Origin of the sequence: Flavobacterium anseongense (assembly GCF_021608185.1) — a bacterium.
Classification (GTDB): domain Bacteria; phylum Bacteroidota; class Bacteroidia; order Flavobacteriales; family Flavobacteriaceae; genus Flavobacterium; species Flavobacterium anseongense.
In genome coordinates, this window is sequence record NZ_JAKIHN010000001.1 from 425,413 (window position 1) to 438,782 (window position 13,370).

The 13,370-nt window shown below is 34.7% G+C and carries 15 protein-coding genes; 1 reads left to right on the forward strand and 14 read right to left on the reverse strand.

Annotation, left to right across the window (positions count from 1 at the left end):
* Position 1: 1 nt before the first annotated feature.
* Positions 2 to 1,378: a TolC family protein gene (locus L1S35_RS01925; protein WP_236396083.1), complete on the reverse strand. Its 1,377-nt coding sequence runs from the start codon at positions 1,376 to 1,378 to the stop codon at positions 2 to 4.
* 153 nt (positions 1,379 to 1,531) lie between these two features.
* Between L1S35_RS01925 and L1S35_RS01930 the strand changes: the two genes are divergently transcribed.
* Positions 1,532 to 2,923 (forward strand): DUF4403 family protein, encoded by a 1,392-nt coding sequence (locus L1S35_RS01930; protein ID WP_236396084.1) that lies wholly within the window; start codon positions 1,532 to 1,534, stop codon positions 2,921 to 2,923.
* A gap of 30 nt (positions 2,924 to 2,953) precedes the next feature.
* Here L1S35_RS01930 and L1S35_RS01935 read toward each other — a convergent pair whose 3' ends face one another.
* The 13 genes from L1S35_RS01935 to gcvH all read right to left on the reverse strand — a co-directional run bounded on the left by L1S35_RS01935 (position 2,954) and on the right by gcvH (position 13,317).
* Positions 2,954 to 3,211, reverse strand: a complete 258-nt coding sequence (locus tag L1S35_RS01935; protein ID WP_236396085.1) for a CAMCR motif-containing small membrane protein — start codon at positions 3,209 to 3,211, stop codon at positions 2,954 to 2,956.
* The gene (locus tag L1S35_RS01940; RefSeq protein ID WP_236396086.1) at positions 3,201 to 3,794 is read right to left on the reverse strand and encodes a DUF420 domain-containing protein; all 594 of its coding nucleotides are present in this window, start codon (positions 3,792 to 3,794) and stop codon (positions 3,201 to 3,203) included. Before L1S35_RS01940 ends, L1S35_RS01935 begins: the two co-directional genes overlap by 11 nt.
* A complete protein-coding gene (locus L1S35_RS01945) occupies positions 3,787 to 4,470 on the reverse strand; it encodes an SCO family protein (RefSeq protein WP_236396088.1) in 684 nt (227 codons plus the stop codon). Before L1S35_RS01945 ends, L1S35_RS01940 begins: the two co-directional genes overlap by 8 nt.
* Before the next feature lie 11 nt (positions 4,471 to 4,481).
* Complete coding sequence (locus L1S35_RS01950) at positions 4,482 to 5,141, reverse strand: hypothetical protein (protein WP_236396090.1); 660 nt, start codon at positions 5,139 to 5,141, stop codon at positions 4,482 to 4,484.
* 88 nt (positions 5,142 to 5,229) lie between these two features.
* Complete coding sequence (locus L1S35_RS01955; protein ID WP_236396092.1) at positions 5,230 to 5,592, reverse strand: cytochrome C oxidase subunit IV family protein; 363 nt, start codon at positions 5,590 to 5,592, stop codon at positions 5,230 to 5,232.
* A gap of 24 nt (positions 5,593 to 5,616) precedes the next feature.
* Entirely contained in the window at positions 5,617 to 6,648 is a 1,032-nt protein-coding gene (locus L1S35_RS01960; protein WP_236396093.1) for a cytochrome c oxidase subunit 3, read from the reverse strand.
* A gap of 43 nt (positions 6,649 to 6,691) precedes the next feature.
* Positions 6,692 to 7,273, reverse strand: a complete 582-nt coding sequence (locus L1S35_RS01965; protein WP_236396094.1) for a cytochrome c oxidase subunit 3 — start codon at positions 7,271 to 7,273, stop codon at positions 6,692 to 6,694.
* Positions 7,274 to 7,280: 7 nt separating this feature from the next.
* On the reverse strand, positions 7,281 to 8,183 hold the full coding sequence (gene cyoE, locus L1S35_RS01970; RefSeq protein WP_236396095.1) for a heme o synthase: 903 nt from the start codon (positions 8,181 to 8,183) through the stop codon (positions 7,281 to 7,283).
* 282 nt (positions 8,184 to 8,465) lie between these two features.
* Complete coding sequence (locus L1S35_RS01975) at positions 8,466 to 9,215, reverse strand: hypothetical protein (RefSeq protein ID WP_236396096.1); 750 nt, start codon at positions 9,213 to 9,215, stop codon at positions 8,466 to 8,468.
* Positions 9,216 to 9,363: 148 nt separating this feature from the next.
* Positions 9,364 to 9,984, reverse strand: coding sequence for a fasciclin domain-containing protein (locus L1S35_RS01980; protein WP_236396097.1), 621 nt, complete (start codon positions 9,982 to 9,984; stop codon positions 9,364 to 9,366).
* Between the two features lie 360 nt (positions 9,985 to 10,344).
* Positions 10,345 to 12,465 (reverse strand): gliding motility outer membrane protein RemB, encoded by a 2,121-nt coding sequence (gene remB, locus L1S35_RS01985; protein ID WP_236396098.1) that lies wholly within the window; start codon positions 12,463 to 12,465, stop codon positions 10,345 to 10,347.
* A 98-nt stretch (positions 12,466 to 12,563) separates the two neighbouring features.
* The gene (locus tag L1S35_RS01990; protein ID WP_236396099.1) at positions 12,564 to 12,968 is read right to left on the reverse strand and encodes a VanZ family protein; all 405 of its coding nucleotides are present in this window, start codon (positions 12,966 to 12,968) and stop codon (positions 12,564 to 12,566) included.
* Positions 12,937 to 13,317, reverse strand: coding sequence for a glycine cleavage system protein GcvH (gene gcvH, locus L1S35_RS01995; RefSeq protein ID WP_236396101.1), 381 nt, complete (start codon positions 13,315 to 13,317; stop codon positions 12,937 to 12,939). The genes L1S35_RS01990 and gcvH overlap by 32 nt, the downstream gene beginning before the upstream one ends.
* Positions 13,318 to 13,370 lie beyond the last annotated feature (53 nt).

A 13,370-nucleotide genomic window follows, 5' to 3' on the forward strand; every position in this document is an offset into this window, starting at 1 on the left:
TTTACTGTTTTTGAATGATTGGGATTCCAAAATATAATTCTACTACTTTCATTTTAAAAATATAATCGTATTTAGCACGAATAACATCCGATTGCGAAGCAACAAACACGGTTTGTGATTGATTAAAATCGAAGGCATTCATTAAACCAACGGCATACTTTTCTTTAGCATAATTAAACGCTTCTTGCCTGGCTTCAGCTGTAGCAATTGCCGATTCATAAGTTTTCAAAGCACCTTTAGCATCGGTTATGGCTTTGTAAACATTGGTTTCTAAATCGAGATTGGCTTGTTTGAATGCATTTTTAGTTTTTTCATAATCTACTTTTGAACGCTCAACATTATTCTTGGCTGAAAAACCATTGAATATTGGAACGTTTAACTGAAGTCCAAAGTTGTGTCCTTTGTTATTACTGAATTGTTCAAAAACCGGTAACGGACTTGCAATAATAGGCACTCCGCTTCCATCAACACCAATAATTCTATCGGTATAACTAGCGTTTGTGCCAAAGTTATAGCCAAAAGTTAAACTTGGTTGCAATGCACCTCTTGCGATTTTGATATCTCTTTGTGCAAGATCTAAATTGGTTTGTGCTATTTTAATTTCGACTCTGACTTGCTTAGCTTTTTCGAGGATTGCTTCGGGAGTTTCTGCCATAACCGAACTTGGTTTAGCATCAATATCAACGTCGGCAATATCAAAATTTTGAAAATCTTCTAATTGAAGTAATTGCGCCAAACTCAATCTTGAAATCAACAAACTATTTTCGGCTGCGACTACTTTTTGATTATCGCCGGCAATTGTAGCTTTCATATCCAATAAATCGCCTCTTGGCAGCGAACCCGAATTTACCAATTCTTCTGTACGTTTCAACTGCTTTTCATCATTGGCTAGCTGCCCTTGCTGCACTTTTAGATTTTCTTTATTAAAAAGTATATCCAAATAGGCATTGGCAACATATAACGAAATATCATCCTGCATTTTGGTTAATTGGTATTGTCTGGCTAATTGTACCATTTTAGCATTGCGAAGACGATTTACATTTTGCAAACCATTATAAATAGTAACGCTCGAGCTCAAACCAACTTGGGTATATTGTGTCGTTTGATTTTCTCTAACATTCGTAACCGGATTCGTATTGGCACCAATACTCCAGGAATGTGAAAGACTTGTGTTTACATTTGGCAGAAAATTTCCAACTGCTGATAGCTTATCAATATTGGCTAATTTTATATCCAATTCTGAATTCTTGATGGAAATATTATTTTTTAAAGCGTACTCAACACATTCCTGAATAGTCCATTTTTTTTGTTGAGCGACAGAAGTAAATCCTAAAAGAAGACTAAAAATTAGTGCAAAAGCTTGTATACTGTTTTTCATTGTAAAACGGGTTTGTAGCCCTAAGATTTTCTAATAAACAAAGATATAATTTTTGTCTTTTAAAAGACATACCACTTTAGACTTACCTTTTTTAATAATGTTACAATGTTTTACATTTTTTACTTTTATTTTTGCCCAAAATTAATCACACTCATGTCTAGAATAAAAGCAACACTTTCTATCCTATTTCTTTCTCTTATTTATACCGGTTGTTCGACTACTCAAAAAATTGAAGCTCTAAAACCGCTTCCTTCGGATGATACTCCCATGGCTTTCAATACCAAAACATCGTTTGTCAATATGCCATTAGAAATTTCATTAAAAGAAATAGAAACCCAATTGAACAAAACACTGAATGGTGAGATTTATAACGACTCCAATTTAGAAGATGATAAAACCGAAATGAAAATCACCAAAACGGCTCCGATTCGTCTGATTGAGAAAAACGGTAAAATTCAAACGGTATTACCATTAAAAATTTGGTCCCGATTTAAATACGGAACCGATTTCATGGGTTTAAACGACACTCGGGAAATTAATCTGAATGGCACAATTACATTGCTTAGCGATGTGAGATTGTCTAATTGGAAAATGTCAACTTCCTCTAAAATTGAGGATTTTGAATGGTCAGAAAGTCCGTCAATAGTAGTTGCCGGAAGAAATGTTCCTATTACTTATATTATCAATCCAACGCTTTCAATTTTCAAATCAAAAATTGCTAAAAAGATTGATGAAGCTATTGAACAGTCGTGTGATTTTAAACCTTATGTGCTTGATGTTTTAGAAAAAATGAGTACGCCATTTATCACCAGTGAGCAATACCAATCCTGGTTTAAACTTATTCCGATTGAAGTTTATGTAACCGATGCCGTTTTGGGAAAGAAAGAAATCAAAATGGATTTAGGACTAAAATGTAATATGCAAACAATGGTTGGTTCGAAACCAAAAAGCAGTTTTGACAGAAATGCTGTTCAGTTTAAAGCGGTGACTAAAATTCCGGAAAAACTAACTGCTAACGTCGCTGCTATTTCAACTTATGAAAGTGCTTCCCGAATTATTTCAAGTAATTTTCAAGGAAAAGAATTTGCTGCAGGAAGCAGAAAAATTGTGGTTCAAAACGTAGCACTTTGGCAAAAAGACAGTAAAATAATTGTTGCTCTCGATATGACCGGAAGCATCAACGGAACAATTTATCTTTCGGGAATTCCGAATTATAATGCCGTAACCAAAGAGATTTATTTTGATCAAATGGATTATGTTTTAAACACCAAAGGACTTTTAACAAGAACCGCCAATTGGTTATTACAAGGCGTTATTTTGAAAAAGATTCAGGAGAATTGTCGTTATTCTATCAAGGAAAATCTGGAAGAAGGTAAAAAGAGTTTGTTGCCTTATTTAAATAATTATTCGCCAATGAAAGGAGTTTTCGTCAACGGAACTATGAATGATTTTGAATTCGAAAAAGTAGAAGTGACCGATAAAGCCATTATAGCATTCATTACAACAACCGGAAAAATGAATGTAAAAATTGACGGAATGGATTAGAGAAAGTGGTCAGTGTTCAGCTGTTAGTGTTCAGACACTTTTCTTCTTAAAGTACATCCTATAAATTGCAAAACCTATAACAGCCACAATTAGATAAGGAATCGCCATTAGGAATACAATCCCGTCGTTTACTGCTTCTACTTTGGTTTTATTGCCTTCGCTTTCTAAAGAAGCGCGACACATGGCACATTGACCGGAAGCGGAAATTCCAAAAAACAAAAAACAAATTCCAATAAAAAGTTTTGTTATTTGGGATTTCAGATTTGGAATTTTAAAATCAATTAGCATAATAAGGCGAAATCATTAAATACACTACAACTCCGGTCACCGCAACATATAACCACAATGGGAAAGTAATTTTAGCTATTTTTTTGTGCTTGTCAAATCTTGCTGCTAATGCTCTGACATAGGTAATCAACACCAAAGGAATAATGATGATTGACAGCAAAATATGGGAAAGTAGAATAAATAAATATACATAACGTGTTGAACCTGCATATTCCTTTTCTTTTGCGTCTAAAATTTTGTTGCCATCTACATCTCCAAAAACGGTCGAGTCAGCCGTCATGTGATACGCCACATACATTACCAAAAAAACTACAGAGCAAGCTATGGCAGTAGTCATAAATCTTTCGTGCACTTTTTGGTTTCCGTTTTTAATTGCCATTACACCCATTACCAAAAGTAAGGCTGTAAGCCCGTTTATTGAAGCATAAATTGGAGGTAAAAAAGAAAGTGGTTCCACTTCTATGCCGAAATCTTTTAGCTTTACTGTGAACAAAACCGCTACAACTATTGGTATTAGTATTGAAACCAATACTATCGGAAATCTAAATCTTTGTTCTAATGTTTTGTTGTCTGACTTATTCATTTAAAAGTTTTTTTATGTCTTGTGTAATGGCTTTTACTCCTTTTTTCTCTAACCCGTCATAATATAGAATTGGGTTTCCAAAATTATCTTTTCGGCAACGGATGTTTCCTTTTTTGTCTATCAAAGCAAAAAGACCTGAATGTTCAAATCCACCTTCTACATTTTTGTTTTCGCCGGCATATACATTAAACCCTTTGTTGGCGATAGTAAAAATATATTCTTTATCTCCGGTCAACAAATGCCAATTAGAAGATTTCACGCCAATAGTTTTGGCATGTTCTTTTAGCACTTTTGAAGTATCATGTTCCGGATCGATAGAAATTGAAGCGATTCCGAAATTGGGATTTCCAAAAAACTCATTTTGAATATCAACCATATTTCTATTCATAACAGGGCAAATCGAAGGACAGCTTGAAAAGAAAAACTCCACCACATATACTTTCCCTAAAAAGGTTTTGTCGTTAATATTTGCTCCATTTTGGTCGGTTAATTCAAATTCGGGCACTGGCCCAATGGTTACCAAACCTGTTTCTCCATCTTTATGATTGGAAACTGCGTCTATTCTGTCGCCTTGAACGATAGTACCGCTTTTTATTCTATTGATAATTTTTGGAATAAAGATGATTCCGAAAACTAAAATAACAAATGATACTCCGATGTATGCTTTATTCTTCATTTGATAAAAATCTAGAGTTCTTTGGTAGCGTTGTGGTTTTTTTTAAGTGCGGCACGATATTCATAAATGATGATTTTCATATCGTCCATCATCTTGTTATAAAGCTCTGAAACAAAAATGGTATTGTATCCTTCTTTATATTCAGGTGTTCCTTTTTGATCTTCGCCTTTTCTGCCTCTTAGGTTTCTTTTCTTATCGATGATAAAAACATTAGGTGTTGCCAATGTACTATCTAGTTTCCCAACCAATTGCATTTTGTCATAGAACGCATTTATTTCATTTGGCGAAGCAAAAACAAAATTCCATCCTTTATGTGTGCCTAATTTGTTTATGTCTAATTTTAGTAGCTCTTCGACCTGTTTCTGTGTTCCGTCAGGTAATACCATTACGACTTGAAAATCTTTGAAGTCTTTATATTTATCATAAATGATTTCATAAAGGTTGAAAAAGTTGCCTTTATGTTTCATAACATCACTTCCTATAAAGCCAAGAATTGTAATTTTATTGGTTAAGGCAACCGGTTTGTCGTCCAGCGTTTTCCAGGTGTTAACTTCGGGAATATTTTTGGTAATCGTTGGTAAAGAAATAAAACTGTTTACTCCAGATGCAAAGAAAAGATAGGCAACTATAGGCAGGATAAACAATACAAAAAGGACAATGTTTTTTTTCATTTGAATTGTGAAAAAGGAATGTGCAAAAATAAAAAAATCCCGTCTGTTTCAATAGAATAGACGGGACTTTTTTTGAATTAATATAGTGTTAAAAATTCCACTTAATAGTGCCATTTTTAAAAACCTCAAAAATGTAATCTGCTTCAACAAGAAGTATAAATAGTAAGTATAATACAAGGAAAATAACAGTGGCAACAACTGACCAACGTAAACTGGCTGTTTCACCTTCCATGTGCATGAAAACCCATGTGATTTTATAGGCTTTATAAAGTGTTAAAATGATGAAAACCCAGTTCAGCAAATTCATGCTGATGAAGTTGTTCATGTATAAAAAATCGGGTCTTAAGATTCCCAAGTAAACTTCAACTATTGTTACTACGGAAAGAATTCCGAAAACTGTCCAGATTCTTTTTATGTTTGATCCTTGTTCGTGCCCTTCTGCGTGTGCCATGATGTGTGATACTTTTTAAAAAAATTAAACTAAGTAGAAGAATGTAAATACGAATACCCAAACTAAATCGACAAAGTGCCAATAAAGTCCAACTTTTTCTACCATTTCATAGGTTCTTCTTTTCTCATATGTTCCTAAAACAACATTTAAGAAAATGATGAAGTTGATAATAACTCCGGAAAATACGTGGAAACCGTGGAAACCCGTTATGAAGAAGAAGAAATCAGCAAATAGTTTACTTCCGTATTCATTGTGTTTCAAGTTTGCACCTTCAACAACAATAGCGGCATTGGCTACCATTATTTCGGATTCAGCTCTTGTTAAGACTTCTCTTTTTTTATTGTGATTTAAACCCGGTTGAAGTTTTTTGTTTGCTTTATCTTCGGGAGTATCTCTATAAATTTTTTCTGTTCTGACTAATAATTCAGGATGTGCTGCAAAACCGGCTTGTACTTCGGCAACCGAATAAGTGGTTAGGGTTTCTTCATCTTTCATAAACCACTTCCCTTTATCTCTTGTTAAGGCTTCTCTTTGTCCAGGCAAGTCTATCGCAAAGTCTTCCAACTTAACTCTTTCTCCTTTATTGTTCACAAATTGAATGATGCTTCCACCTTTAGTTTCAACAGCACCGTATTCCCCTTTAATGAAGTTTTTCCATTCCCAGGCTTGTGAACCTACGAAGATTAAACCGCCAAGAATAGTCAACAGCATGTAGAACGCTACCTTTTTTTGTTTCATGTGATGACCGGCATCAACTGCCAATACCATGGTTACAGAAGAAAAAATCAGGATAAAAGTCATCAATGCCACATAATACATCGGTGCTTCTACACCATGCATAAATGGGAAGTGTGTAAACACTTCATCGGCAATAGGCCAATTATCAATAAATTTAAATCTAGAAAAACCATACGCAGCAAGAAAACCAGAGAAGGTTAAAGCATCGGATATGATGAAAAACCACATCATTAATTTGCCATAACTTGCTCCCATTGGCTCGTTTCCGCCGCCCCATGTATTTTCAGTATTATTTCCAGTAGTAACTGTAGCTCCCATAAAAGTTATAAGTTAAAAAGTTCCCAAATTTAGATTTTTTTTCTTATTTAAAGAAATATAAAAATAAAAACAAACAAATCCATAAGAAATCAAGAAAGTGCCAATACATTGCACCTAGCTCAATTCCAAGCGTTTGACTTGAATTGTATTTTTGTTTAAAATGATTATAAATTATGATTAAAAGACAAATTAATCCTCCTGCAAGATGCGCTAAGTGAACTGTCGCAATTACGTACAGAAAAGTTGTGGCAATATTACTCTCAGGTCCGGCAAAAAAATAGCCGTTATCCATCAATTGTCCGAAGCCTTTAAATTGAAAAAAAACAAACGAAATTCCTAAGGCTAAAGTCAGTAAAAGAAGGTTGGTCGTAGCCGTTCTATTGTCTTTTTGTATTGCCTTTTTAGCCAAATGAAAAGTAACGCTACACAAAATAATGGCAAGTGTACTAAAGTAAAAAGCGGTTGGCAACTGGAAATCTTTCATCCAGTCTTCTCTTGATTTGCTTACTACAAAAGCACTCACTATTCCGGCAAACATCATCGTCATGCTTCCCATAGCAAACAACAACAATAATTTTGCTGATCTTGCTTTTCTTTCTTTATGTTCCTGGGCAGTCATTGTCATAAGTAAACTATCTTAAAAATTTATCAATAATATAAACCAATTGCAGCAAAGATATATAAGAAACACTTACCAGCATTAAAGTTCGGGCTGCTTTTGAAGTTCTTTCCTGATATAATTTCACCGCATAAAAAAGCATCCAAAGACCAAGCAAAAATACGATTACCGCTGCAATCGGAGAAATGTATAATCTTCCGGTATAGCCCAAACAAGGCAACATCGAAGCGACCAACAACCAAACACAATACAATATCGTTTGCATCGCAGTAGATTTATCTTTTTTTCCTGTTGGCAACATAAAGAATCCTGCTTTTTCATAGTCTTCAAACAAGAACCAACCAATGGCCCAAAAATGTGGAAACTGCCAAAAGAACTGTATCAGGAAAAGTGTTCCGGCTTCTATTCCAAAATTATCGGTAGCCGCAACCCAACCCAACATAAACGGAATCGCGCCCGGAAAAGCTCCAACAAAAACCGAAAGCGGTGTGTGTTGTTTTAATGGTGTATAAACGCTTGTGTACAGAAAAATTGAAATCGCGCCAAACATAGCCGACTTGGGATTGATAAGATACAACAATATCAAACCAATAATTGTCAACAAACTAGCAACAAACAAAGCATGATTTGGCGACATTCTTCCCGAAGCAACAGGACGGTTTTTGGTTCTGTCCATTAAGGCGTCGAGGTCTTTTTCGATAACCTGATTAAAAGCATTCGAAGCACCAACCATGCAGTAACCACCAATGGCCAACATCAATAAAGTCGAAATTTTTAAATCATGAAAATCGAGTACACCAAGCAAATAACCCGCAATAGAAGAAAACACGACACTAATAGCTAAACCTGCTTTGGTGATTTCTTTAAAATCAATCGCAATTTGTCTGATAGAAAATGTAGAAGCAGTCGCGTTCATTGGTGTTTTTAAAACTGCCGCAAAGGTACTTTATAGAAAACGATTTGACAAAAAAATATAGAGGATATTTCCAACTTTGTCATTCCTGCTTAGACTTGGTTTTAGGAGCGTCGCCTTTATCTTTCATTTCACTTATCCTCCCGCTATCCGCACTACATGCCTGCCGGCAGGCAGGCAGGGTAGCCAGCTCCTATCGGGGCTATTCGGGACGTTTTGTTTCTTTTCAAAATAAAAAAGCACTCTTTTTCAAGAGTGCTTTCATCAACATTATATTTTTCGCAACTATAATTTAGCTTCTGTTTTCTTAACTATTTTCTGAATACGCTTATTCAAATCTCCCATAAGTTCTTCCATAGCACTTTCGCAGTTTGGAAGAATTTTATCTACATCAAGTACAGGAATACCACCAACCATTATCATCGTTTTCTTTGAACGCTCATTTTCGTTGATTACAAAAAGTTTTTCTCCTTTTTTATTATACACCGAAATTCTTGTAAACGCTCTAACTTTTAATGTTGTCGTTCCTCCGATTCCAAATCCTTTTTCAAAAGAAAAATCGATATGTAAAAACATTACTCCATCTGCCTTAACAGCATCTGCCATTGCTTGGGTCATACCTTCTTCGTTTGCAGCTGCCAACGGACCATCATAAATATATTTATATCCATCGTAAACCAGGTAATCTTTGGCTTCAAAATTTGACATTTGGTACTTAGGAACAAAATTTTTGTATGCATCAGAGCCTAATACATCTGCTTCAGGCACCAAATCAAAAGGAAATGATTTAGCATATTCGTTGTAAAAAGCATCGTGAAATTTGTTCAAAATAGGCTTCAAATTAAACTTTGGATTGTCCCGCAATTCAAATACTTTCTTAATAACACCTTCGGTAAGTTTGTCACCGGCAATCTCTGTAAAATCGATTACTTTATTGGCGTAAAAGGTTACTACAGCTACTTTTTTCTTTTGTGCCGAAACCGTAAATACAGACAGCATCAAAAAGAACAAAAGTATGTTCTTTGTTGTTTTCATAAATTATTTTGTTTTTATTGTTGGCGCAAATATACTTTTTAAAACCAAACGCAAAACTTTTAATTTGGTTAAATTCAGTAGTTTGTCCCAACAAAAAAGAGACCAATAAATATTGGTCTCTTTTCCACTTAAAATTCTAAACAATTAACTAATTTATTGGCAACAATACTGCATCTACTACATGTATAATTCCGTTTGAAGCTGAAATATTAGCTGCCGTAATAGTGGCTGTATTTCCAATGGCATTGATAGAACCACTTGGAGTTACCGAAAATTGACTTCCTAAGAGCGTAGTTATTTCTCGGGTTCCTCTTCTTGGCACTACACTATTGGCAGCACGTCTACCTTCTGTTACATGGTATAATAAAACATCACGAACTAATGGTGCCGGAAGTTCAGTAATACTGTTGACATTTAAGGCAGCGTACAAATTTTGAAAGGCTTCATCTGTTGGAGCAAAAACAGTGTATTGGTCTTTTCCGTTGGCAAACAGATTTACAAGTCCTGTATTAAGTTCGGAATCTACATAGACCAAAGCAGAAACCAACTCATTAAACCCGGCATCTACCGCTATGCCTGCAATGGAAGCATTACCTGGAGCCGGAGCTCGATTCAATACATCAAAAGTCTCTTTGATAGAAAGTTTTGAAGTTGTTGCATCATCAGTTGTATTATCATCCGGAGAACAAGATGAAAAGCTGAAAGAAATAAAAGCCAACAGCACAAATGCTTTTACGGCAGTAATTAGTTTGAAATTTTTGTTTTTCATAGTGAATAGTTTTAATGTTATTATTGAAATTATTGATTTTCAAAAATGATACAAACCAAAAAAATGGTTCTAATAAAACTAGTAGGTGAAAGAGTTGGGATTGAAAATAAATAAACTTTTGTTTAATTATTTCTATTCAAAGTTAAACAAAATATGTTTGCAAAAATTACTTTAGCATTAGTTTAACAATCGTTTAAATAAGTAAAAATGAATTTGCTGCTTGACAAATAAGCAATTAGCAAGGAAATAAGGAAACCTTGCCACTGGTGTGGGTATCTGAAAATCAATTTAGGACTGCTTCGCTTGTGTCCCGTCTTTTCAGGAATTATAAAAGAGTGGCTTGGTTATGCGAACAAAATCCTAGTAATCAAAATACCAGTTAAATATATCACATCGCAATCCAACTGAAAACCAAGTGGTGCTTTCTTTAAAAGCAGTTGCAGTTTCCGTTGCCGGGCTGAAGTTTCTGTAGATAAAACTACCGAACAGTTTCATGTTGGTTGAAGGATTTATCAAATAACCCGCTTGCACATCGGCTATGAAAATGCTGGTTTTGTTTCCTTGCCCAATGTTTACTCCTGTATCAAAAGGGCGGTTATCATTATAACTTAAATAGATATTGCTTCCGTAATTAAAGTTGTCGGTTGCGTTATTGAAATCCAATCCGCGTTCACCAAAAGTAACTTTAGCATCGGCAAAATATCTTCCTTTATGATAACGGGCAATAGCGATAAATTCCTTGAAATTCCCGCCCCAATTGTGTCCTAAACTTTGATTGTTGTGACCATAATTGGTAATGGCTTCGCTATGTGCATACACATAAGGACGCACATGATTGTATTCAACCTGCAACAATAAATTTTTAATGTTGAATGCATTATAATATTTGGCTCCTAATTGATACCCAAACTTATTCTTCCAGCTCTTGTTACCGGCTTTTACTGCATCCAATGAAAATTCATCTAACAAAAACTGTCCGTAAAAATTGATTTGATTGTTCCATTTTACTTTGGATGTCAAACCTAACAAGGCATTTCCGCTTCTGGCCGAAGACGTAAATTCGACTGTACGATAAAATATAATTGGGTTTACAAAACTCATGTCAAAACCACGGTTGTTTTTATTAGTCCAAATCACCGATTCAAATAAGCCAACATTCCATTTATTAGTAATATTCAAACTTAGATAATGACTGGCTGCAAACTTGGTTGCATAGGTTCTGTCTTCGGTAACTTCGGGACGAACATCTTTGAGCCATGTATAAATGTTGGTGTATTTTATTTTCCAGAAAGTAGTGTTCATTTTAAAATAAGGATACGGACTCGCACCATCACCCAACAATAAAGAACGATAACCATCGCCAATAAAATTCTTGCCATAACCCAAATTCAGATTAATGAATTTACTTGGTGTATACGACAAATTGGCCTCAGCCATAGGAAAATCATAAGCATCTTTTTTGAATCCTTTTGCAATTCCGATACCCGGAATAATAGCAGGATTACCACCATCGGGTTTTATTAATGCTGCATAGCTATTGAAATAATCAGCAAATCGTCCTTGACTTTCATAAATGGTTGTGGTAAAATTTAATTCTTTTCCCAAACCACCATTAAATTGAATCCCTCTTGTATTTATATAAGTATAAGAAGCGACACTTGGGTCACTTTTCCCCATTTGGATATCAAAAATTGGATTTAGTGTAAACCAATAATCCTCACCTTGTATTTCGACTAAATTTTCGTTCCAGAGTTTTCTGCCAAACCATGCTTTAGAGCTTTTCAGCAACTTCTGATTTTCTTCTTTCAGATTGTAATATTTAGAAACATCAGCATAAGAAAAAGGTTTCGAGCCTGTATGATTATTGGCGCCAATCTGATTCATTGCACCATCAAACTGCGAATAATAACTGTGTGAAAACGGAATATTAATATGACTTTGAAACTGTGGCTTTTCAAATTTTTTATACTTGATGCTATCTAATTCCGTAAGCTGTTTGTTATTTGGTTTGTATATGTATGAATTCTTTTCAGCCAAAGCATCTGCTTCTTTTTGTGCTTGTAAGTCGGCTGCGCTTTGTAACGGAATTGCAATTTTGATAGTGTATTTGGCATAGGTCGGCTTTCCGTTATACGTTGCCGGAGAAATCTTTGGCATTTTTTCAAAAACTCTTTTGCTTTCTGCGACTAATGCTTCATCGATTGCATCAACATATTGCACTTTGAAATTTCCTTCATCATTCACTTCAAAAAGTACAATGACATTTCCTTTGAAATTATTTTGTTTCAGATTTTCAGGCACTTTAAAATTAGTGTACACAAAATCCTGAACCTGATTGTAAAAACAAGTTTCTAATGCCTGATACTGTAAACTTTCGCAAGCCGGAAAAACCGGAAATCTTTCAGCTGCTTTTTGCGAAACCTGAGCGTTAATTGTGCTTGTTAAAAAAAGCAGTACTAAAAACGGAAGTGTTTTCTTCATTTCTTTAAATATATCGATTCAAGATTAGGATTTTGTATTCATGTGATAAAAGTAAAAAAAATCCCGTCGCGTAAGATAACGAAACGGGACAATCTTTATTATCTGGTTGTTTGTTGCTTTCTTCTTTTGATTAAAACAAATAAAACTAAAGCTAATAATGCTCCGCCAAAATTTGCCAAAACATCAAATGCATCTGCATGTCGCGTTGTGGTAAATTTTTCCTGTAAAATTTCAATTAGTATTCCGTAGCAAAGTGAGATTATGACAATTACTACTATTTTTGGTAGTGCTATTTCATTTAGCTTCAGCCAAAAATGATATCCCCAAAGCATCGTAAAAACAAAATGAAGCGTAAAGTGAACATATTTATCAGCTCCGGAAACTCCAATAGAAGGCAAATCGGTAAACTTTACTAAGCATAAAACAGCAATTAAAACAGTCCACCCAACGGCAAAACTGAATGTTACTTTTTTAAGCACCAATAAGTTCTTTGTAAGCGTCACTCGAAAGTAATTCTGCTACTTCGGCTACATTTGAAATTTTAACTTTCACCATCCATCCTTTTCCATAAGGGTCTGAATTAACATCTTCCGGATTTCTTTCTAATTCGTCATTGAATTCAATAATTTCTCCTGACAATGGCAGGAATAAATCGGAAACTGTTTTCACGGCTTCAACGGTTCCAAAAACTTCGTCTTTGTCTAATGTTTGGTCTAATGTTTCTACTTCAACATAAACAATGTCTCCCAATTCTTTTTGCGCAAAATCGGTAATGCCAACAGTGGCAATATCGCCATCAATTAAAACCCATTCGTGGTCTTTAGTATACTTTAAATTGCTTGGTATATTCATTTGATATTAAGTTTAGACCGCAAAGATACCATTTGATATTGTAATTTTTATTG